Source organism: Mycobacterium sp. 3-98 (genome assembly GCF_035918355.1).
GTDB lineage: Bacteria > Actinomycetota > Actinomycetes > Mycobacteriales > Mycobacteriaceae > Mycobacterium > Mycobacterium intracellulare.
This window is the reverse complement of sequence record NZ_CP142360.1, coordinates 4,652,646-4,673,410: the sequence shown is the minus strand read 5'-3', so window position 1 is coordinate 4,673,410 and position 20,765 is coordinate 4,652,646. Positions and strand designations below refer to the sequence as shown.

17 protein-coding genes are annotated in these 20,765 nt (G+C 69.1%); 12 read left to right on the top strand and 5 right to left on the bottom strand.

The genetic code is table 11. The features are described from left to right. The first annotated feature begins 3 nt into the window (after nt 1-3). Entirely contained in the window at nt 4-150 is a 147-nt protein-coding gene (locus QGN30_RS21800; RefSeq protein ID WP_003875447.1) for a hypothetical protein, read from the top strand. A gap of 72 nt (nt 151-222) precedes the next feature. On the opposite strand, the gene QGN30_RS21795 is transcribed toward QGN30_RS21800, so the two are convergent. Further along, entirely contained in the window at nt 223-1,284 is a 1,062-nt protein-coding gene (locus QGN30_RS21795) for an Rv1157c family protein (protein WP_201407795.1), read from the bottom strand. A gap of 48 nt (nt 1,285-1,332) precedes the next feature. Then, a complete protein-coding gene (locus tag QGN30_RS21790) occupies nt 1,333-2,085 on the bottom strand; it encodes a hypothetical protein (protein ID WP_038535309.1) in 753 nt (250 codons plus the stop codon). 149 nt (nt 2,086-2,234) lie between these two features. On the opposite strand from QGN30_RS21790, the gene QGN30_RS21785 reads away from it, so the two are divergent. Next, on the top strand, nt 2,235-3,545 hold the full coding sequence (locus QGN30_RS21785) for a mannosyltransferase (protein WP_248923544.1): 1,311 nt from the start codon (nt 2,235-2,237) through the stop codon (nt 3,543-3,545). Here the strand turns inward: QGN30_RS21785 and QGN30_RS21780 are convergent. Together QGN30_RS21780 and QGN30_RS21775 are read right to left on the bottom strand one after the other, a co-directional pair. Next, a complete protein-coding gene (locus QGN30_RS21780) occupies nt 3,542-3,826 on the bottom strand; it encodes a 4a-hydroxytetrahydrobiopterin dehydratase (RefSeq protein WP_009952356.1) in 285 nt (94 codons plus the stop codon). The two genes, QGN30_RS21785 and QGN30_RS21780, sit on opposite strands and share 4 nt — an antisense overlap. 70 nt (nt 3,827-3,896) lie before the next feature. Next, complete coding sequence (locus QGN30_RS21775; protein WP_008254496.1) at nt 3,897-4,112, bottom strand: hypothetical protein; 216 nt, start codon at nt 4,110-4,112, stop codon at nt 3,897-3,899. Between the two features lie 157 nt (nt 4,113-4,269). On the opposite strand from QGN30_RS21775, the gene QGN30_RS21770 reads away from it, so the two are divergent. From QGN30_RS21770 to QGN30_RS21740, 7 genes are all read left to right on the top strand, one after another. After that, the gene (locus tag QGN30_RS21770; RefSeq protein WP_036458340.1) at nt 4,270-4,662 is read left to right on the top strand and encodes a (deoxy)nucleoside triphosphate pyrophosphohydrolase; all 393 of its coding nucleotides are present in this window, start codon (nt 4,270-4,272) and stop codon (nt 4,660-4,662) included. A 456-nt stretch (nt 4,663-5,118) separates the two neighbouring features. After that, complete coding sequence (locus tag QGN30_RS21765; protein ID WP_248923545.1) at nt 5,119-8,817, top strand: nitrate reductase subunit alpha; 3,699 nt, start codon at nt 5,119-5,121, stop codon at nt 8,815-8,817. Beyond that, nucleotides 8,817-10,436 carry a nitrate reductase subunit beta gene (narH, locus tag QGN30_RS21760; protein ID WP_036458345.1) on the top strand — a complete coding sequence of 540 codons (1,620 nt, stop codon included), beginning with the start codon at nt 8,817-8,819 and terminating at the stop codon, nt 10,434-10,436. Before QGN30_RS21765 ends, narH begins: the two co-directional genes overlap by 1 nt. Beyond that, the gene (gene narJ, locus QGN30_RS21755) at nt 10,433-11,101 is read left to right on the top strand and encodes a nitrate reductase molybdenum cofactor assembly chaperone (RefSeq protein WP_014379424.1); all 669 of its coding nucleotides are present in this window, start codon (nt 10,433-10,435) and stop codon (nt 11,099-11,101) included. The genes narH and narJ overlap by 4 nt, the downstream gene beginning before the upstream one ends. Continuing rightward, entirely contained in the window at nt 11,094-11,828 is a 735-nt protein-coding gene (narI, locus tag QGN30_RS21750; RefSeq protein WP_008254506.1) for a respiratory nitrate reductase subunit gamma, read from the top strand. Before narJ ends, narI begins: the two co-directional genes overlap by 8 nt. Before the next feature lie 194 nt (nt 11,829-12,022). Then, nucleotides 12,023-13,912 (top strand): translational GTPase TypA, encoded by a 1,890-nt coding sequence (gene typA / locus QGN30_RS21745; protein WP_014379425.1) that lies wholly within the window; start codon nt 12,023-12,025, stop codon nt 13,910-13,912. 45 nt (nt 13,913-13,957) lie between these two features. Continuing rightward, the gene (locus QGN30_RS21740; RefSeq protein WP_248923662.1) at nt 13,958-15,853 is read left to right on the top strand and encodes an ABC transporter family substrate-binding protein; all 1,896 of its coding nucleotides are present in this window, start codon (nt 13,958-13,960) and stop codon (nt 15,851-15,853) included. Between the two features lie 6 nt (nt 15,854-15,859). Here QGN30_RS21740 and QGN30_RS21735 read toward each other — a convergent pair whose 3' ends face one another. Continuing rightward, nucleotides 15,860-16,474 (bottom strand): TetR/AcrR family transcriptional regulator, encoded by a 615-nt coding sequence (locus tag QGN30_RS21735; RefSeq protein WP_248923546.1) that lies wholly within the window; start codon nt 16,472-16,474, stop codon nt 15,860-15,862. 56 nt (nt 16,475-16,530) lie between these two features. Between QGN30_RS21735 and mshB the strand changes: the two genes are divergently transcribed. The 3 genes from mshB to QGN30_RS21720 all read left to right on the top strand — a co-directional run bounded on the left by mshB (nt 16,531) and on the right by QGN30_RS21720 (nt 20,759). Continuing rightward, the gene (mshB, locus tag QGN30_RS21730; protein ID WP_248923547.1) at nt 16,531-17,445 is read left to right on the top strand and encodes an N-acetyl-1-D-myo-inositol-2-amino-2-deoxy-alpha-D-glucopyranoside deacetylase; all 915 of its coding nucleotides are present in this window, start codon (nt 16,531-16,533) and stop codon (nt 17,443-17,445) included. 92 nt (nt 17,446-17,537) lie between these two features. Then, the gene (locus QGN30_RS21725; RefSeq protein ID WP_008254516.1) at nt 17,538-17,999 is read left to right on the top strand and encodes a hypothetical protein; all 462 of its coding nucleotides are present in this window, start codon (nt 17,538-17,540) and stop codon (nt 17,997-17,999) included. Nucleotides 18,000-18,116: 117 nt separating this feature from the next. Continuing rightward, the gene (locus QGN30_RS21720; RefSeq protein ID WP_051473022.1) at nt 18,117-20,759 is read left to right on the top strand and encodes a bifunctional FO biosynthesis protein CofGH; all 2,643 of its coding nucleotides are present in this window, start codon (nt 18,117-18,119) and stop codon (nt 20,757-20,759) included. The last annotated feature ends 6 nt before the right edge of the window (nt 20,760-20,765 follow it).

Below are 20,765 nucleotides of genomic sequence, written 5' to 3'. Positions count from 1 at the left end.
AACGTGAAGACACACATAACGTGTCCGTGCGGCGAGGCCATTGTCGGCAAGGACGAGGACGAGCTGGTCGAACTGACCCAGGCTCATCTCGCCAGCGTTCATCCCGGCCTCGAATACGACCGCGACGCGATCCTGTTCATGGCGTACTAAAGCGAACGCGCGTGACCCCGGTGCGGGGACACGCGCGTTCGCAGGCGGCGAAACGGTGACGGCGCCGGTGTGTTACGGCACCACCGTCGAGCCGATCGTGGGCATGAACTGGCACTGCTTTTCCTTGGTCGTGACCTGACCGAAGATCGTCGACATGATGCTGCCCGAGCCCGTGTCGGCGATCGCGCTCAGCGTCGTCGGCCCGTCCGGGTTGATGTCCGGTCGCGGCTTGAGGGCGACGGTGCCTGACTTGCCGGTGGTCAGGTTCACCCAGGTGACGTTCAACGGCAGCTTCTGCACCTCGGCGGGTCCGGGCGTGCCGACCGCGGTGAACACGTAGGCGGTCTGGCCGGGCCCCGGGCCGGGAAGCGGAATCTTGGCCGGGCCCGCGACCGACAGCGCGGTGGCGATGGCGCTGCTGCCATCCGCCAGGCAGTTGGTGCCGATCGAGGGATACATGAAGTCCTGCGTGGGCGGCGTGTCGGCGCCGAATCCCGGGGCGGCCGCGGTCGGGGCGGCGTCCGGCGCGGGTGCGGGCGCCGGGGCGGCCTCCGGTGCCGGGGGTGCGGCGGCGGGTGCTGGTGGTGCCGGAATCGGCGCCGCGACGGGCACATTGGCGGGCTGGGCGGGCGCGGGCGCCGGCGCGGCGGCGGGTGCGGGCCCGGCCGCGTGCGCCGGGTCGACGCCGGCCGGCAGGTGCGCCTCGGGTGCCGGCTGGGGTGCGGGTCCCGCCGCGTGCACCGGGTTGATCCCCGCCGGCAGGTGCGCCTGCACACCGGGTTCCACCCCGGTCGCCGGAACGTGTTGCACCGGCGCGGTGGGCTCTTGGACGAACTGATTCACCGCCGCCGCCACGTTTTTGGACTCGCTGGGAGCGGTCGGGCTGTGGGCGAAGGCTTGCGCGGCGGCCATGAGCAGCTGTGTCGCCTGCTGCGGGTCGCCGGCCGCTTGCTGGATGAGCGGGCTGAGCTGCGACAGGGCAGGCAGCCCCGGCAGCTGTTGGGCCGCGCTGGATTGTGGTGTCGGCTGCGGCGCCGCCGGGTCGGCTGCCGCGCTCGGGCAAAGCCCGAGCGCGGCAACCGATGCCGTGACGACAGCGGACAAACCTTTGGACAGATTCCAAGTGGTTGCCACGGTTGTCCTCCGGTTCTCAGTGGTGGGTTAGGCCGATGACGACGCTGCTCAAGGCAGTGCGGCGAGCAGCGGCGCTGCCGGTCCGGCCGGGCTGGCGGCCGGCGCGGGTGCGGCCGGAGCGGCTGGTGCCGCCGGGGTCTGGCCCGAGGCCAGCGCCGGCAGATCCTGCGGAAGCCGCACCTGCGGGGGCACGTTGACCGGAAGGCCCGCCGGCATCGCCGGCATGTTGACCTGCGCCTGCGGGATTTGCGGTGCGGGCGGGGTGGCCGGCGCGCTCGGCGCCGACAGCCCCGGGATCGCGGGCAGGCCCGGGATCGACGAGGCCGGCGCGGCCGGACTCGCGGCCGCCGGCTGTGCGCCGGTCAGGCCCTGAATCATCCCCGGAATGCCGCTCGCCGCGGAGGGTGACGCCGGCGCGGCGGGCGTCGCCGACTGCGCCAGCCCCGGAATGGACGGCACCGCCGCCGGAGATGACGCGGGAGCGGCGGGTGCCGCCGGCGTCAGGCCGGGGATCGACGGGATGCCCGCCGTGGTCGCCGATGCCGGCGAGGCGGCCGAGGGAACACCCGGGAAGCTGATGCCCGGTGTGGCGGGCGCCGCGGGCGGCGTGGCGCCGAGCGCGGTCGCGAGGTTCTGCAGGATTTGCGGTGCGTTGGCCGCCGAGCTGATCAGCTGCTGCGGAATGTTCGGCACCGCCGGAGCCGGCACGGGGTCGGCGTGGGCGATACCGCCCGTCAATAGTGCTGCGGACGAACCGGCCAGGACGGCGGCTGCACGCAAGTAAGTCCAGATGGTTGGCATGACTCTCCCTGATTGATCGATTACAGGTCCCGGCGCTGAAGCTACTTTGATGCAGATGGGACTCAAGTGACACGTGTGGCATTTATTTATTCGTTACGGATACGAGTGGGAGCGGTGACCGAACGCGCGAAATGGCGCGCACTGCATAGATGTGCATGGGTCATCGGGGGACCGACGGGGCCGCGCCGCATGGTCCGATCGCTAAAGTCGGGCGGATAGACACCATCTCTGCCGCCCCGGCGGCACCCGTCACCCAGCGGTTGGCGAATCGCCTCGTCGTGGCCGCGCCGATCCTGCTCATCGCGAGCGTCGCGGCGCGGCTGGCCTGGACGTACCTGGCCCCCAACGGCGCGAACTTCGTCGACCTGCACGTCTACCTCGGCGGAGCCGCCGCGATCGACCATCCCGGCACCCTGTACAGCTACGTCTACGCCGACCAGACACCGGACTTCCCGCTGCCGTTCACCTACCCGCCCTTCGCGGCCGTCGTCTTCTACCCGCTGCACCTGCTGCCGTTCGGGCTCGTCGCATTCCTGTGGCAGATCGCGACCATGGCCGCCCTGTACGGCGCGATCCGGATCAGCCAGCGCCTGACGGCCGCGCCGGCCGGTCCCCGCGGCCGCCGACTGGCGATGGCGTGGACGGCGATCACGATCTGGATTGAGCCGCTGCGCAGCACATTCGACTACGGTCAGGTCAATGTTTTGCTCATGACCGCGGTGCTGTGGGCGGTCTACACCACGCGATGGTGGCTGTCGGGATTGCTGGTCGGCGCGGCCGCCGGAATCAAGTTGACCCCCGCGATCTCCGGGGTCTATCTGGCCGGCGCCCGGCGGTGGGGCGCGGCGGTGTTCTCGGCGGTCGTTTTCGTTGCCACCGTTGGGATTTCGGTCGTGGTCGTCGGCGGCCAGACCCGCTACTACTTCACCGAACTACTGGGCGACGCTCACCGGGTGGGTCCCATCGCCACCTCGTTCAATCAATCGTGGCGCGGCGCCATCTCACGCATCCTGGGCCACGACGTCGGATTCGGGCCGCCGCTGGTGGTCGCGCTCGTCGTCACCGCGGTGCTGGCCGTCCTGGCCTGGCGCGCGCTGGACGCCGCCGATCAGCTGGGCAGGCTGATCGTGGTCGAGCTGTTCGGGCTGCTGCTGTCGCCGATCTCCTGGACCCACCACTGGGTGTGGCTGGTGCCGTTGATGATCTGGGCGATCCACGGCGCGGGGCGCACGCTGCGCGGGGCGCGGATCGCCGGCTGGGCGTGGTTGGCGCTCACCCTGATCGGCGTGCCGTGGTTGTTGAGCTTCGCTCAACCGACCATCTGGCAGATCGGCCGCCCGTGGTATCTGGCCTGGGCCGGGCTGATCTACACCGCGGCCGCGGTGGCGACGCTGATCTGGATCGCGGCCACCGGCAACCGCGGCCGAGACGCCGCGCCCGGGGTACAGGCCGCCGGCTAGCTGTCGACGATCCCGTTGATGTCGCGGGCCATGTCGATATCGTTTTGGGTGATGCCACCCTCGGAGTGGGTGACGAGAGCGAAAGTCACTGTCCGCCAGCGTATATCGATGTCGGGGTGGTGGTCCTTGCTTTCCGCGTGCTCGGCGACGCGGCGCACCGCATCGATGCCGGCCAGGAAGCTTCCGAATTTGATCGAGCGGCGCAGGGCGCCGTCGGCACGCTCCCATCCGTCCAGATCGGGCAATGCGGCGTCTACTTGCTCATCCGTTAACACAGCCATGACTCGTCACCGTTCTGTTGTCCAAAATCCTTGCTACCGAGAATGTTACGGAGATCCGGGACGTCAGGACCTAGACTCCCCGCCACTGGTCGGGCTTCTGTTTGTCGCTGAGATGGCGGACGCGGGCGACGAGGGGTGAATGGCCCTGCTGCTTCGCCCAGTCGATGGCCTCCTGCTGGGTTTGGCTCTGGTGGAGCTCGCTGTCGCCGTGGTCCTCGACGACGTAGTGCGTGATCGGGTCTCCGTCGCGGCCCTTTGGTCGCGGTTCGATGAACACGTTGGGCATGGCGCTTCTCCTCACTGAGTGCGATCGGCCGACCTAGTGCATACCCAGACAACGCCGGCCTTCACAGCGCGCCGCGAATGAGTGCGCCAACCTCGGCGCCCGCCGTGGTGGCCGCGCGATAACACAGCCAGGACGCGACGGTATACCGTCACTGGCCATGCCGAACCAGATCGTCGTCGCGGGCGCCCTCATCCGCGACGCGCGCGTCTTGGTGGCACAGCGGGTACGCCCGCCGGAGCTGGCCGGGCGCTGGGAGCTGCCCGGGGGCAAGGTCGCGCCCGGTGAGACCGAGCGCGACGCGCTGGCCCGCGAGCTGGCCGAGGAGCTCGGTTTGGCGGCGGGCGACGTCGCGGTGGGCGAGCGGCTCGGCGCGGACATCGCGGTGGACGGCGGGATCACGCTGCGCGCCTACCGGGTGCATTTGCTCGGCGGCCGTCCGGACGCGCGTGAGCACCGGGCCCTGCGCTGGATCACCGCCGCTGAGCTGCACAATCTCGACTGGGTGCCGGCCGACCGGGGCTGGCTTCCGGCCCTGGCCGGCGCCTTATGAACGGGCCTGGCAACAAGTCCACAGACTTCCCGCAGCTGATGTACAGCCGCGTTGCAGGTCGCCACAGTGAACTGAAGGCAACAAAATGACTTGTAATAACGCCACACGAATCTGCCCTGGATGTGCGTGCCGATAACTAGCCAGATGGTTGTCCAGACCTTTGCCGTCCCGGCTCGGTGCCCGACCGGGAGGCCTTCGCGTGCGCGAAAACCGATGCTCATGACCCTGTTTCTCGCAGACTCACCGCGCGCGGCGAAGGTGATCGCCCCGCGCACATCGACCTATGCTGGTGCGGTATCGCCGCCCGCCCCGCGGGCCCGAAATGCCGATGGCTGAGCCGATCCGAGTTGGTGCGGACGGGCGGCTCAGGGGGCTGATCGCCGAACACAACTCAACTGGGGCCACGCACAGGGCCGGGCGACGCGGCGCGACGCTACCGACGAGGAGGAGTACTTCTTGACTGCCACACCGCACATTGGTGGAGTGCTCGAGGAGCTCTTGGAGCGCAGCGGGCGGTTCTTCACGCCCGGCGAGATCTCGGCCGACCTGCGCACCGTGACGCGGCGGGGCGGCCGCGAGGCCGACGTGTTCTACCGCGACCGGTGGAGCCACGACAAGGTGGTTCGCTCCACGCACGGCGTGAACTGCACCGGGTCCTGCTCCTGGAAGATCTACGTCAAAGACGGGATCATCACCTGGGAAACCCAGCAGACCGACTACCCGTCGGTGGGTCCGGACCGCCCCGAGTACGAGCCGCGCGGTTGCCCCCGCGGTGCGTCGTTCTCCTGGTACAGCTACTCGCCCACCCGGGTGCGCTATCCCTACGCCCGCGGCGTGCTGGTCGAGATGTACCGGGAGGCCAAGGCGCGCCTGGGTGATCCCGTGCTGGCGTGGGCCGACATCCAGGCCGACCCCGAACGCCGCCGGCGCTATCAGCGGGCGCGCGGAAAGGGCGGACTGGTCCGCGTCACCTGGGCCGAGGCCACCGAGCTGATCGCCGCCGCCCACGTGCACACCATCAAGACCTACGGCCCGGATCGGGTCGCCGGATTTTCCCCGATCCCGGCGATGTCGATGGTGTCGTATGCCGCCGGCTCGCGATTCTTCGAGCTGATCGGCGCTCCGATGACGTCGTTCTACGACTGGTACGCCGACCTCCCGGTGGCCTCACCGCAGGTGTTCGGCGACCAGACCGACGTCCCCGAATCCGGAGATTGGTGGGACGCAGCGTATTTGATGATGTGGGGCTCCAACGTGCCGATCACCCGGACCCCCGACGCGCACTGGATGGCCGAGGCGCGTTACCGCGGCACCAAGGTCGTCACCGTCAGCCCCGACTACGCCGACAACACCAAGTTCGCCGACGAGTGGATGCCGTGCGCGGCCGGCACCGACGGGGCGCTGGCCATGGCGATGGGGCACGTCATTCTCTCGGAATGCTATGTGCAAAAGCAGGTTCCATTCTTCGTCGACTATTCGCGTCGCTACACCGATCTGCCGTTCCTGATCAAGCTGGAAGAACGCGGCGACATGCTGGTGCCGGGCAAGAACCTGACGGCGGCGGACCTGGGCGAGGCGGTCGAGAACGCGGCACTCAAGCCCGCGGTGCTGGACGAAACGACCAATTCCGTTGTGGTGCCACATGGTTCGCTGGGATTTCGGTACGGCGAATCCGGCGTCGGGAAGTGGAACCTGGACCTCGGTGACCTGGTGCCGGCGCTCAGCGTGCGCGACGCGCACGGCTCCAACGGGGAGGGCAGCACCGCGCTGGTGCACATGCCCAGCTTCGACACCGTCGACGGCGAGGGCACCAGCGTGGCGCGCGGTGTCCCGGTGCGCCGCATCGGCAAGCACATGGTGTGCACCGTCTTCGACCTGATGCTCGCGCAGTATGGCGTCGCCCGCGCGGGGTTGCCCGGCGAATGGCCCACCGGCTATGACGACGCGACGCAGCAGAACACCCCCGCGTGGCAGGAAGCGATCACCGGTGTGTCGGCCGCCCAAGCCATCCGCGTCGCGCGGGAATTCGCCCACAGCGCCGAGGAATCCGGCGGCCGCTCCATGATCATCATGGGCGGGGGCATCTGCCACTGGTTCCACGCCGACGCCATCTACCGTGCGGTGCTGGCGCTGCTGATGCTCACCGGGTCGATGGGTCGCAACGGGGGCGGCTGGGCCCATTACGTGGGCCAGGAAAAAGTGCGCCCGCTCACCGGATTCCACACGATGGCGATGGCCACCGACTGGGTGCGCCCGCCGCGCCAGGTGCCCGGCGCCTCGTACTGGTACGCGCACACCGACCAATGGCGCTATGACGGTTACGGCGCGGACAAGCTGTCCAGCCCGGTGGGCCGGGGGCGCTTCGCGGGCAAGCACACCATGGACCTGCTGGCGTCGTCGGTGGCCATGGGATGGAGCCCGTACTACCCGCAGTTCGACCGGTCGAGTTTGGACGTCGCCGACGAGGCGCGCGCCGCGGGTCGCGACGTCGCCGACTACGTCGCCGAGCAGCTCGGCCAGCGCGAACTCAAACTCGCGGTGACCGATCCCGACAACCCCGTCAACTGGCCCCGGGTGCTCACCGTGTGGCGCGCCAACCTGATCGGGTCGTCGGGCAAGGGGGGCGAATACTTCCTGCGCCACCTGCTGGGAACCGACTCCAACGCATCGGCGCTGCCGCCCGAGGACGGGGTGCGGCCCGTCGACGTGACGTGCGAGGGGGAAATCCCCGAGGGCAAGCTCGACCTGATGATGTCGATCGACTTCCGGATGACGTCGACGACCCTGGTTTCGGATGTCGTGCTGCCGGCGGCGACCTGGTACGAAAAGTCCGACATCTCCAGCACCGACATGCACCCCTACGTGCACGCGTTCAGCGCCGCCACCGACCCGCCCTGGGAAACCCGTTCGGACTTCGACGCTTTCGGCGCCATCGCCCGCGCCTTCAGCGCCATGGCTAAGGAGCATCTGGGCACCCGCACCGACGTGGTGCTCAGCGCGCTGCAGCACGACACGCCCGACGCGATGGCCTATCCCGATGGCACCGAATCCGATTGGCTGCGCACCGGTGCGACGCCGGTGCCGGGCCGCACCATGGGCAAGCTCACCGTGGTGGAACGTGACTACGGCGCCATCTACGACAAGTGGCTGACGCTGGGGCCGCTGGTCGACAAGTTCGGGCTGACCACCAAGGGCATCACCGTGCACCCGTTCCGGGAGGTCGAGGAGCTCGCCGCCAAGTTCGGCGTGCTCAAATCCGGTGTGGCAGCGGGCCGCCCGGCCGTGACCACCGCCGCCCGGATGGCCGACGTGCTGCTGCTGCTGTCGGGGACGACCAACGGGCGCCTGGCGGTCGAGGGTTTCCACGAGCTGGAAAAGCGCACGGGACAGCGGCTGGTGCACCTGGCCGAGGGCAGCGAGGACAAGCGCATCAGTTACGCCGACACCCAGGCGCGGCCCGTGCCCGTGGTCACCAGCCCGGAATGGTCGGGCAGCGAAACGGGCGGTCGCCGCTACGCACCATTCACCATCAACATCGAAAACCTCAAGCCGTTCCACACCCTGACCGGGCGGATGCATTTCTATCTCGCCCACGACTGGGTCGAGGAACTCGGCGAGCACCTGCCGGTCTTCCGCCCGCCGCTGGACATGGCGCGCTTGTTCGGCGCACCGACACTCGGGCCGACCGAGGACGGAATCGGGCTCACGGTGCGATACCTGACGCCGCACTCGAAGTGGTCCTTCCACTCCACCTACCAGGACAACCTCTACATGCTCTCGTTGTCCCGCGGCGGCCCGACGATGTGGATGAGCCCCGGCGACGCAGCGAAAATCCAAGTGCGCGATAACGATTGGGTCGAAGCGGTGAACGTCAACGGCATCTACGTGTGCCGGGCGATCGTCTCGCACCGGATGCCCGACGGGGTGGTGTACGTCTACCACGTCCAGGAGCGCACCATCGACACCCCGCGCACCGAAACCAACAACAAGCGGGGCGGCAACCACAACGCGCTCACCCGGGTGCGGATCAAGCCCAGCCACCTGGCCGGCGGCTACGGCCAGCACGCCTTCGCGTTCAACTACCTGGGGCCGACCGGCAACCAGCGCGACGAGGTGACCGTCGTGCGGCGCCGCAGCCAGGAGGTGACGTACTGATGAAGGTCATGGCGCAGTTGGCGATGGTGATGAACCTCGACAAGTGCATCGGTTGTCACACCTGCTCGGTGACCTGCAAGCAGGCGTGGACCAACCGGCCCGGCACCGAATACGTGTGGTTCAACAACGTCGAAACCCGTCCCGGCCAAGGCTATCCGCGCACCTACGAGGACCAGGAGCGCTGGCGGGGCGGCTGGATTCGCGACAAGAAGGGCCGGCTGCGGCTGCGCGACGGCGGCCGCATCCAGAAGCTGCTGCGCATCTTCGCCAACCCGAAGCTGCCCGTCATCGGCGACTACTACGAACCGTGGACCTACGACTACGAGAACCTGACCACGGCTCCCGCGGGTGACACGTTCCCGACCGCCGCGCCCCGAAGCGCGATCAGCGGTGAGCCGATGAAGGTTTCGTGGGGGCCGAACTGGGATGACAACCTGGCCGGCTCGTCGGAGATCCTGGCCGGGGACCCGATCTTGAAGAAGGTCAACGAGGAGATCAAGCTCAAGCTCGAAGAGACCTTCATGTTCTACCTGCCCCGGATCTGTGAGCACTGCCTCAACCCCTCCTGCGTGGCGTCGTGCCCGTCGGGCGCGATGTACAAGCGCAGCGAGGACGGCATCGTGCTGGTGGACCAGGACCGCTGCCGCGGCTGGCGGATGTGCGTGTCCGGATGTCCTTACAAGAAGGTCTATTTCAACCACAAGACGGGCAAAGCCGAGAAGTGCACGCTGTGCTATCCGCGCATGGAGGTCGGGCTGCCGACCATCTGTTCGGAGACCTGCGTGGGCCGGCTGCGCTACCTCGGCGTGGTGCTCTACGACGCCGACCGGGTGCTGGAAGCGGCGTCGGTGGAAAAAGACACCGATCTGTATCGGGCGCAGTGCGAGATCCTGCTGGACCCTAACGATCCGAACGTCATCGCCGGTGCCCGGGCCGAGGGCATCCCCGACGAGTGGATCGAGGCCGCGCAGCGTTCCCCGATCTACGCGCTGATCCACACCTACCAGGTGGCGTTGCCGCTGCACCCGGAATACCGCACCATGCCGATGGTTTGGTACATCCCGCCGCTGTCGCCGGTGGTCGACGCGGTCAGCCGTGACGGGCACGACGGGGAGGACATCGGCAACCTGTTCGGCGCGCTGGACGCGCTGCGCATCCCGATGCAATATCTCGCCGAACTGTTCACCGCCGGCGATACCGCCGTGGTGGAAGGGGTGCTGCGGCGGCTGGCGGCGATGCGCTCCTACATGCGCGACATCAACCTCGGCCGCGACACCCAGCCACACATCCCGCATTCGGTCGGCATGACCGAAGAGCAGATCTACGAGATGTACCGGCTGCTCGCCATCGCGAAATACGAAGAGCGCTACGTGATTCCGACGGCGTTCGCCCCGCAGGCCCGCGAGCTCGAGGAGATGGGCTGTTCGTTGACGGGCGAGGGCGGCCCGGGCATGTACGAATCCGAACCGATACCGGTTTCGGTGGAAACGTTCCACGCGCTCCAGCGCGGCGGCTCCGCGGAAGCAGAACCCGCTCACGCCCGGCCGCGGGTGAACCTGCTCAATTGGGACGGCGGCCAGGTGCCCGCGGGAATGTTCCCCGAGGAGCAGAAGCGGTGAGGCTGCTGTCCGCGCTCCGGGAGCGTTCCACCGGCCGGGCGATGCAGGACCGCCTGGTGTGGCAGGCGGCGTCGCTGCTGCTGGCCTACCCGGACGACGGGTTCACCGAACGCCTGGACGCCGTCGACGAAATCCTCGGCCACATCAGCGGTCCCGCGGCGACGCTCCTCGGGCAGACGGTCGCGGCGCTGCGTGCCCGTGAGCCGATGGCCGCGGCGATGGACTACGTCGCGACGTTCGATATGCGCCGGCGCGCCACCATGTATCTGACGTACTGGACCGCGGGGGACACCCGCAACCGCGGACGGGAGATGCTGGCGTTCGCCACCGCCTACCGCGAGGCGGGTGCGCAGCCACCGAGCGGCGAGGCCCCCGATCATCTGGCCGTGGTGCTCGAATTCGCCGCCACCGTCGACCCGGAGGCCGGACGGCGGCTGCTGACCCAGCACCGTGTGCCGATCGACGTGCTGCGCGGCGCCCTGGCCGAGGCCGAGTCACCGTACGAGCCGGTCGTGGCCGCGATCTGCGAGACCCTGCCGGCGGCCACCGATCAGGAGGTGCGCCGCGCCGAGCGACTGGCGCAGGCCGGGCCGCCCGCCGAAGCCGTTGGGCTGCAACCGTTTACCTTGACCGTGCCACCCCGCAAAGGAACGCCAGGTGTTTAGCAACGTCCTGTTCTGGGATATCGCCCCATACGTCACGCTGTCGGTCCTGATCGTCGGGACCTGGTGGCGCTACCGCTACGACAAGTTCGGCTGGACCTCACGGTCCTCGCAGATCTACGAGTCGCGACTGCTCAGCATCGCCAGCCCCATCTTCCATTTCGGCATCCTGGCGGTCTTCGCCGGACACGTGGTGGGGCTGTTCATCCCGCCGAAGGTCACGCAGCTGATGAAGATGAGCGACCACGTCTACCACATGCAGGCGGTCATCGCCGGCTCGATCGCCGGCGTCGCCACGCTCGTCGGGATCGGGCTGCTCGTCTACCGGCGGTTCACCCGTCCCGCCGTGTCCATGGCTACCACCCGCAGCGACAAGGTGATGTATCTGGTGCTGGTGCTGGCGATCGTGGTGGGCCTGTACTGCGACTTGATCGGCACCGGCCCGCACGGCGGCGAATTCCACTACCGCTACACGGTCGGTTTGTGGTTCCGCCGGATCTGGATACTGCAGCCGCACGGCGAGGTGATGATCAACGCGCCGCTGGACTACCAGCTGCACGCGTTGATCGGCATGGTGCTGTTCACGCTGTGGCCGTTCACCCGGCTGGTGCACGTGTTCAGCGCCCCGGTCGTCTACCTGTTCCGGCCCTACATCGTCTATCGCAGCCGCGAGGCGACGGGCAAGGGCCAACAACTGGTGGGCACGGCGCCGCGCCGCCGGGGCTGGTAGCCGACGGCCAAGGCGCGAAGGCCCCGCCTCGCCGTTCGGTGTGCAACGTGGGCGTTGATTGTGAAGCCGCGCCGGCGACACGCCGATCCGCCGCGCCCCAGGCGCACACTCAACGCCGCTGACGCACACTCGAACGCCGCCCCCGGCGACCTGCCAGTTCGCTATCCACGGCCCCCGCTGCCACAATCTCCGACGTGTCATTTCGCAACGTCGCCATCGTCGCCCACGTCGACCACGGCAAGACCACCCTGGTTGACGCGATGCTGCGGCAGTCGGGTGCGCTGCACCACCGGGGGGACGACGCGGTCGAACGCCTGATGGACTCCGGGGACCTAGAGAAGGAAAAAGGCATCACGATCCTGGCCAAGAACACGGCCGTGCATCGCAAGAACCCGGACGGAACGACGACCGTCATCAACGTCATCGACACCCCGGGCCACGCCGACTTCGGCGGCGAGGTGGAGCGCGGCCTGTCGATGGTGGACGGGGTGCTGCTGCTGGTCGACGCCTCGGAGGGGCCGCTGCCGCAGACCCGGTTCGTGCTGCGTAAGGCCCTGGCCGCCCACCTTCCGGTGATCCTGGTCGTCAACAAGACGGACCGGCCGGACGCCCGGATCTCCGAGGTCGTCTCCGAAAGCCACGACCTGCTGCTCGACGTCGCCTCCGACCTCGACGAGGACGCGCAGAAGGCCGCCGAGGCCGCCCTGGACCTGCCCACGCTGTACGCCTCGGGACGGGCCGGCATCGCCAGCACGACGGAACCGGCCAATGGCGAGAACCCCGAGGGCGACAACCTCGATCCGCTGTTCGACGTGCTGCTCGAGCACATCCCGCCGCCGCAGGGTGATCCCGAAGCCCCGCTGCAGGCGCTGGTCACCAACCTGGACGCGTCGGCGTTCCTGGGCCGGCTCGCGCTGATCCGCATCTACAAGGGCCGTATCCGCAAGGGCCAGCAGGTGGCCTGGATGCGGGAAGTGGACGGCCACCCCGTCATCACGAACGCGAAGATCACCGAGCTGCTGGTGACCGAGGGCGTCGAGCGTTCCTCGACCGACGAGGCCGTCGCCGGGGACATCGTGGCCGTCGCGGGCATTCCGGAGATCATGATCGGCGACACGCTGGCCGACCCGGACCACGCGCACGCGCTGCCGCGCATCACCGTCGACGAGCCCGCGATCTCGGTGACCATCGGCACCAACACCTCGCCGCTGGCGGGCAAGGTGAAGGGGCACAAGCTGACCGCTCGCATGGTGAAGTCGCGCCTGGACGCCGAACTCGTGGGCAACGTCTCCATCAAGGTCGTCGACATCGACCGGCCCGACGCCTGGGAGGTGCAGGGCCGCGGCGAGCTCGCGCTGGCGGTCCTTGTGGAACAGATGCGCCGCGAGGGCTTCGAGCTCACGGTGGGCAAGCCGCAGGTCGTCACGCAGACGATCGACGGCAAGCTGCACGAGCCCTTCGAGGCGATGACCATCGACTGCCCCGAGGAATTCGTCGGCGCCATCACCCAGCTGATGGCCGCCCGCAAGGGCCGCATGGAAGAGATGACCAACCACGCCGCCGGGTGGGTCCGAATGGACTTCATCGTGCCCAGCCGCGGCCTGATCGGCTTCCGCACCGACTTCCTCACGCTGACCCGCGGCACCGGGATCGCCAACGCGGTGTTCGACGGCTACCGGCCGTGGGCCGGGGAGATCCGCGCCCGCCACACCGGGTCGCTGGTGTCCGACCGCGCGGGCACCATCACCCCGTTCGCCATGATCCAGCTCGCCGACCGGGGCCAGTTCTTCGTCGAGCCCGGCCAGGACACCTACGAGGGCATGGTCGTCGGGATCAACCCGCGCGCAGAGGATCTCGACATCAACGTCACCCGCGAGAAGAAGCTGACCAACATGCGGTCGTCGACCGCCGATGTCATCGAAACGTTGGCCCGGCCGCTCGAACTCGATCTCGAGCAGGCCATGGAATTCTGCGCGCAAGACGAATGCGTGGAGGTGACCCCGGAGATCGTGCGGGTGCGCAAGGTCGAGCTGGACGCCACCTCCCGGGCCCGCAGCCGGTCGCGCGCCAAGGCCCGGGGTTAACACCTGGTGGTCGGACGGGCCGCTGTGCGGCTGCTCGATACCCTGATCAGCGTGCCGAGACGCGTCCGTCGCTTGTTCATGGTGCTCGGCGGCCTCGTCTCGTTGGTCGGGCTGGTGGTTTCGGCGTGCACGGTCAACCCGCCGCCGGCGCCGCAGAGCACCGACACGCCGCACAACTCGGTGCCTCCGCCGCCCCGGGTCAGCGAGATCATCATGGGCATCGACTCGATCGGCGCGGGGTTCAATCCGCACCTGCTGTCCGACCTGTCCCCGGTGAACGCGGCGATCAGCGCGTTGGTGTTGCCCAGCGCCTTTCGGCCGGTTCCGGACACCGCCGCGCCGACGGGCTCGCGCTGGGAGATGGACCCGACGCTGTTGGTGTCCGCCGACGTGACCAGCCAGAACCCGTTCACGGTGACCTACAAGATCCGGCCGGAGGCGCAGTGGACCGACAACGCCCCCATCGCCGCCGACGACTTCTGGTACCTGTGGCGCCAGATGGTCAGCCAGCCCGGGGTCGTCGACCCGGCCGGGTATGACCTCATCACCGGCGTGCAGTCGCTGGAGGGCGGCAAGCAGGCGGTGGTGACCTTCGCCCAGCCGTATCCGGCGTGGAAGGAGTTGTTCAGCAACATCCTTCCGGCGCACATCGTCAAGGACGTGCCCGGCGGATTCGCGGCCGGGCTGGCCCGGGCCCTTCCGGTCACGGGCGGGCAGTTCCGGGTGGAGAGCATCGACCCGCAGCGCGACGAGATCCTGGTCGCCCGCAACGACCGCTACTGGGGGCCGCCGGCCAAACCCGCGCTCATCCTCTTCCGGCGCGCCGGGGCGCCCGCCGCCCTGGCCGACTCCGTGCGCAACGGCGACACCCAGGTGGCGCAGGTCCACGGCGGCTCGGCGGCCTTCGCGCAGCTGTCCGCCATTCCCGACGTCCGCACCGCCCGGATCGTGACGCCGCGGGTCATGCAGCTCACGCTGCGGGCCAACGAGCCCAAACTGTCTGATACCCAAGTCCGTAAGGCGATCCTGGGGTTGCTCGACGTCGACCTGCTGGCCGCCGTCGGCGCGGGCAGCGACAACACGGTCACGCTGGATCAGGCCCAGATCCGCGCGCCGAGCGACCCCGGCTACGAGCCGACCGCGCCGCCGGCGATGACGACGGCGGCCGCGCTGACCCTGCTGCAGGGGGCCGGGTACCGGGTCGAACCCAACTCGTCCGCTTCCCCCGCGCCGACCCCGGCGAACACCGGGCCGCCCGAGGTCATCCGCGGCCGGATCAGCAAGGACGGCCAACAGCTGTCGCTGGCGATCGGGGTGGCGGCCAACGACCCGACCTCGGTGGCGGTCGCCAACACCGCCGCCGACCAGTTGCGCAACGTCGGCATCGCCGCGACCGTGCTGGCGCTGGACCCCGTTACCCTCTACCGCGACGCGCTGAACGACGGCCGCGTGGACGCGATCGTCGGCTGGCATCAGGCCGGCGGCAACCTGGCCACCCGGCTCGCCTCCCGCTACGGCTGTCCCGCGCTGCAATCGACCCAGGTCCCGTCCACCGGCGAGACGACGCCGGTCTCGTCCGCTCCCGCCGGGCCCCCACCGTCGACCGGGCCGGGCACCACGACCGCGACACCGACGTCGGCGCCCCTACCCAGCCGCCCCGCGGATCCCAACGCCCTGGTGCAGGCGCCGTCGAACCTCACCGGCATCTGCGATCGCAGCGTCCAGTCGAACATCGACGCCGCCCTCAACGGCACCAAGAGCATCAGCGACGTCATCACCGCCGTCGAACCGCGGCTGTGGAACATGTCCACGGTGCTGCCGATCCTGCAGGACACCACGATCGTCGCGGCCGGACCGAGCGTGCAGAACGTCAGCCTGTCCGGAGCGGTTCCGGTCGGCATCGTCGGCGACGCCGGCCAGTGGATCAAGACCGGGCCGTAACCGCGCTCAGTCGGCGGACGGGCGTGACGCCCGCGGCGGGATCACGGTGTCGACGATGAGGGCCAGCTCGCGGCGGTTCGGCGGCGACCCGTTCAGCAGGAAGTGCTGGTTGATCAGCGCCGAGCCGATCCGGGCGGTCAGCGGCGTGATGGCCGTCGGATCGAGGTCGCCGTCGTCCACGGCGGCCTGCAGGATCGATTCGACGATTTGCAGGCGCGGGCGCACCACGGCATCGGCGAAGATGGCCCGCATCTCGGGTTCGTGCAGGAGCTGATGGATGACGTCCAAACTGGGGAAGGCGGTCTTTCCGGCCAGCAGGTCACGCTGGGCGGTGAACATCGCCAGCAGGTTCTCCCGGGCCGAACGGCCGGACCGCAGTTCGGGCACCGGTGGCAGCGCGAAAACCAAAGCGGCGTGCACCAGCTCGCACTTGGTGTCCCAGCGCCGGTAGAGCGCGGCCTTGCCGGTGTGGGCGCGCGCCGCGATCCCCTCCATGGTCAGGCTGCCGTACCCGACTTCGGTCAGTTCGGCCAGGGTGGCCTCGTAGAGGGCGCGTTCGAGGACCTCGCCTCGCCGGCGGCTCCGGCTGCCGGTCCGGTCTGCGTCCGTGAGCTGAGGCATTTCTTGATAGTAGCCGTGCGCGTTCCTATCTGCTGCTTGTCGGTAGGGTGCCGTCCATGCCTGAGACGCCGCGGCTGCTGTTCGTCCACGCACATCCCGACGACGAAAGCCTCGGCACCGGCGCCACCATCGCCCACTACGCCGCCCGCGGCGCCGACGTCCGCGTGGTCACCTGCACGCTCGGCGAGGAGGGCGAGGTGATCGGCGATCGGTGGGCCGAACTCGCCGTCGATCGCGCCGACCAGCTCGGCGGCTACCGGATCGGCGAATTGACCGCCGCGTTGCGGGCGCTCGGGGTCGGTGGACCCCGCTATCTCGGCGGCGCGGGCCGGTGGCGCGATTCGGGCATGCGCGGCACCCCCACGCGGCACCGGCAACGATTCATCGACGCCGACGAGCGCGAGACCGTCGGCGCGCTGGTGGCCCTGATGCGCGAGCAGCGCCCCCACGTCGTCGTCACCTACGACCCGGCCGGCGGCTATGGCCATCCCGATCACGTGCACGCGCACACGGTGACGACGGCGGCCGTAGCGGCGGCCGGCTCGTCGGGCGGCGCTGCCACGTTTCCCGGCGAGCCGTGGGCCGTGCCGAAGTTCTACTGGTCGGTCTTTTCCACCCGGGCGTTCGAGGCCGGCCTGGCCGCGCTGACGCCCGAGGATCTGCGGCCGGAGTGGTCGCTCCCGTCCGAAGAGGAGTTCACGTTCGGATACGACGACGGCGACATCGACGCCGTCGTCGAGACCGATGAGGATGCGCTGGCCGCCAAGCGGGCGGCGCTCGCGGCGCACGCCACCCAAGTGGTGGTCGGGCCCACCGGTCGCGCGTGCGCCCTGTCCAACAACGTGGCCCTGCCGATCGTGGGGGAGGAGCACTACGTCCTGGCCGCCGGCGACGCGGGGGAGCGCGACGGGCGTGGCTGGGAGACGGATCTGCTCGCAGGGCTCGATCTGACCGCGACCCGTACGCGGTAGGCTGCCAAACAGGCAGCCACGGAAGGAATTCGCATGGACCCCGACCTGGACCCTAATCAGCAGCACTGGCAGGACCGGCTCGACAGCCTGCAGTGGGTTATCGGCTCGATACTCTCCAACATCGACAGCGTTCCGACCTGACCGACACCCAGCCTCGCGTCGCGTCCGTCGAGGACGGCGGCGCCACAGACCCCGCGATCCGTTTCGTTGTCCTGTCCCTCCTGGCGGTCGATGGGGTTCTGTCCGCACTAGCCGGGGCCCTGCTGCTGCCTTTCTATATCGGGACGGTTCCGTTTCCCCTCAGCGGATTGATTTCCGGGCTGGTCAACGCGGCCCTGGTGTGGGCCGCGGGGCGGTGGACCCGGTCACCCCGGTTGGCGGCGCTGCCGCTGTGGACGTGGTTGCTGACGGTGGCGGTGATCAGCATGGGCGGACCGGCCGACGACGTCATCCTGGGTGGTCGCGGCCTGATGGCCTACGGGGCCCTGCTGCTGTTGGTGCTCGGCGTCGTGCCGCCGGTCTGGGTGCTGTGGCGGCGCGGCCGCGGCGGTTGATCTCGGCCTGTACCGAGTGGACATTTCGGCCGGGATGTCGCCCGCTTGCGCCTACGGGCGTGGGTCTACTGTTGACTGTTGCCCATACGGGACCCGCCATGGGTGTCACGAATTCACATGTTGGGACGCACGGATGAAATTCGATCGTGGGGAAGTTACACCAAGGTGCTGTTGACTCCGGGCGAGGAGCCTACCGCTTTGCCTGATCCACAGATTCCGGCGAAGGCCAGTGCGTCGAGGGCCGACGCGTCGGCGCTGCGACGGGTATTGCGGCGGGCCCGAGATGGCGTTGCACTCAACGTCGACGAGGCGGCGCTCGCGATGACCGCGCGCGGCGCGGATCTGGCCGACCTGTGCGCGAGTGCGGCGCGGGTGCGCGACGCGGGCCTGGAGTCGGCCGGACGGCGCGGCCCCGGCGGCGGGCTGCCGATCACGTACTCCCGCAAGGTCTTTATCCCGGTCACCCATCTGTGCCGCGACACCTGTCATTACTGCACCTTCGTCACCGTGCCCGGCAAGCTGCGCGCCCAGGGCGCCGGCATGTACCTCGAACCCGACGAGATCCTCGACATCGCCCGCCGCGGCGGCGAACTCGGTTGCAAGGAAGCGCTATTCACGCTGGGGGATCGGCCGGAGGATCGGTGGCCGGAGGCGCGTGAGTGGCTCGGTCAACGGGGCTACGATTCGACGCTGTCCTACGTGCGGGCGATGGCGATCCGGGTGCTCGAGGAAACCGGGTTGTTGCCACACTTGAACCCCGGCGTGATGAGTTGGTCGGAAATGGCGCGCCTCAAGCCGGTGGCGCCGTCGATGGGCATGATGCTCGAGACGACCTCGCGGCGGCTGTTCGAGACGAAAGGGCTTGCGCACTACGGCAGCCCGGACAAAGATCCGGCGGTCCGGTTGCGCGCATTGACCGATGCGGGCCGGCTGTCGATTCCGTTCACCACCGGCCTGCTGGTCGGCATCGGCGAGACACTCGCCGAACGCGCCGACACCTTGCACGCGATCCGCAAGTCGCACAAGGAGTTCGGCCATGTGCAAGAGGTGATCGTGCAGAACTTCCGGGCCAAGGAACACACCGCCATGGCCGCGGTCCCCGACGCCGGCATCGAGGATTACCTGGCGACGGTGGCGGTGGCGCGGCTGGTGCTCGGCCCGGGGATGCGTATCCAGGCGCCGCCGAACCTGGTCTCGCGCGAGCAGTGCCTGGCGCTGGTCGGCGCCGGAGTCGACGACTGGGGCGGTGTCTCGCCGCTGACGCCCGACCACGTCAACCCGGAGCGGCCGTGGCCGGCCCTGGACGAATTGGCCGCCGTCACCGCCGAAGCCGGTTACGAGCTGGTCCAGCGGCTGACCGCGCAACCCAAATACGTGCAGGGCGGCGCGGCCTGGATCGACCCGCGGGTGTCCGGACACGTGGCGGCGCTGGCCGACCCGGCGACCGGCCTGGCCCGTGACGTCAACCCGGTCGGGTTGCCGTGGCAGGAGCCCGACGACGTCGGTTCGGTGGGCCGGGTCGACCTCAACGCGGCGATCGACAGCGAGGGCCGCAACACCGAAACCCGCAGCGATATCGACAGCGCGTTCGGCGACTGGGAATCGATCCGGGCGCACGTCCACGAGCTGGCCGCGCAGGGCGCCACAGCGCCAGAACGCCTGGACACCGACGTGCTTGCCGCGCTGCGCTCCGCGGAACGCGACCCCGCCGGGTGCAGCGACAACGAATACCTGTCACTGGCCACCGCCGACGGTCCCGCGCTGGAAGCGGTCGCCGCACTGGCGGATTCGTTACGCCGCGACACCGTCGGTGACGACGTGACGTTCGTGGTCAACCGCAACATCAACTTCACCAACATCTGCTACACCGGCTGCCGGTTCTGCGCGTTCGCGCAGCGCAAGGGCGACGCCGACGCGTATTCGCTGTCCACCGACGAGGTCGCCGACCGCGCCTGGGAGGCGCACGTCGAGGGCGCCACCGAGGTGTGCATGCAGGGCGGCATCGACCCTGAGCTGCCGGTCACCGGCTACGCCGACCTGGTCCGGGCCGTCAAGGCGCGGGTGCCGTCGATGCACGTGCACGCGTTCTCTCCGATGGAGATCGCCAACGGTGTGACCAAGAGCGGGTTGAGCGTTCGCGACTGGCTGACCAGCCTGCGCGAGGCGGGCCTGGACACCATCCCGGGCACCGCCGCCGAAATCCTGGACGACGAGGTGCGCTGGGTGCTGACCAAGGGCAAGTTGCCGACGTCGATGTGGATCGAGATCGTCACCACCGCGCACGAGGTCGGGCTGCGGTCGTCATCGACGATGATGTACGGCCACGTCGACAGCCCGCGCCACTGGGTGGGCCATCTCAACGTGCTGCGCGACATCCAGGACCGCACCGGCGGTTTCACCGAGTTCGTGCCGCTACCGTTCGTGCACCAGAGTTCGCCGCTGTATCTGGCCGGCGCGGCCCGGCCCGGACCCACCCATCGCGACAACCGAGCCGTACACGCGCTGGCGCGAATCATGTTGCACGGCCGCATCTCCCAGATCCAGACCAGCTGGGTCAAGCTCGGTGTCGAGCGCACGCAGGTGATGCTCAACGGCGGCGCCAACGACCTGGGCGGCACGCTGATGGAGGAAACCATCTCGCGCATGGCCGGTTCGGAACACGGGTCGGCCAAGACGGTCGCCGAGCTGACCGCGATCGCCGAGGGCATCGGGCGACCCGCGCGCCAGCGCACCACCGACTACACACCGTTGGCCGCCTGACCGCTT

Coding starts and splice junctions, on each gene's coding strand:
- QGN30_RS21790 (WP_038535309.1), bottom strand. CDS start 2,085: ATGCCAACCATCTGGACTTACTTGCGTGCAGCCGCCGTCCTGGCCGGT.
- QGN30_RS21785 (WP_248923544.1), top strand. CDS start 2,235: ATGTGCATGGGTCATCGGGGGACCGACGGGGCCGCGCCGCATGGTCCG.
- QGN30_RS21780 (WP_009952356.1), bottom strand. CDS start 3,826: ATGGCTGTGTTAACGGATGAGCAAGTAGACGCCGCATTGCCCGATCTG.
- QGN30_RS21775 (WP_008254496.1), bottom strand. CDS start 4,112: ATGCCCAACGTGTTCATCGAACCGCGACCAAAGGGCCGCGACGGAGAC.
- QGN30_RS21770 (WP_036458340.1), top strand. CDS start 4,270: ATGCCGAACCAGATCGTCGTCGCGGGCGCCCTCATCCGCGACGCGCGC.
- narH (WP_036458345.1), top strand. CDS start 8,817: ATGAAGGTCATGGCGCAGTTGGCGATGGTGATGAACCTCGACAAGTGC.
- QGN30_RS21735 (WP_248923546.1), bottom strand. CDS start 16,474: ATGCCTCAGCTCACGGACGCAGACCGGACCGGCAGCCGGAGCCGCCGG.
- mshB (WP_248923547.1), top strand. CDS start 16,531: ATGCCTGAGACGCCGCGGCTGCTGTTCGTCCACGCACATCCCGACGAC.
- QGN30_RS21720 (WP_051473022.1), top strand. CDS start 18,117: ATGTTGGGACGCACGGATGAAATTCGATCGTGGGGAAGTTACACCAAG.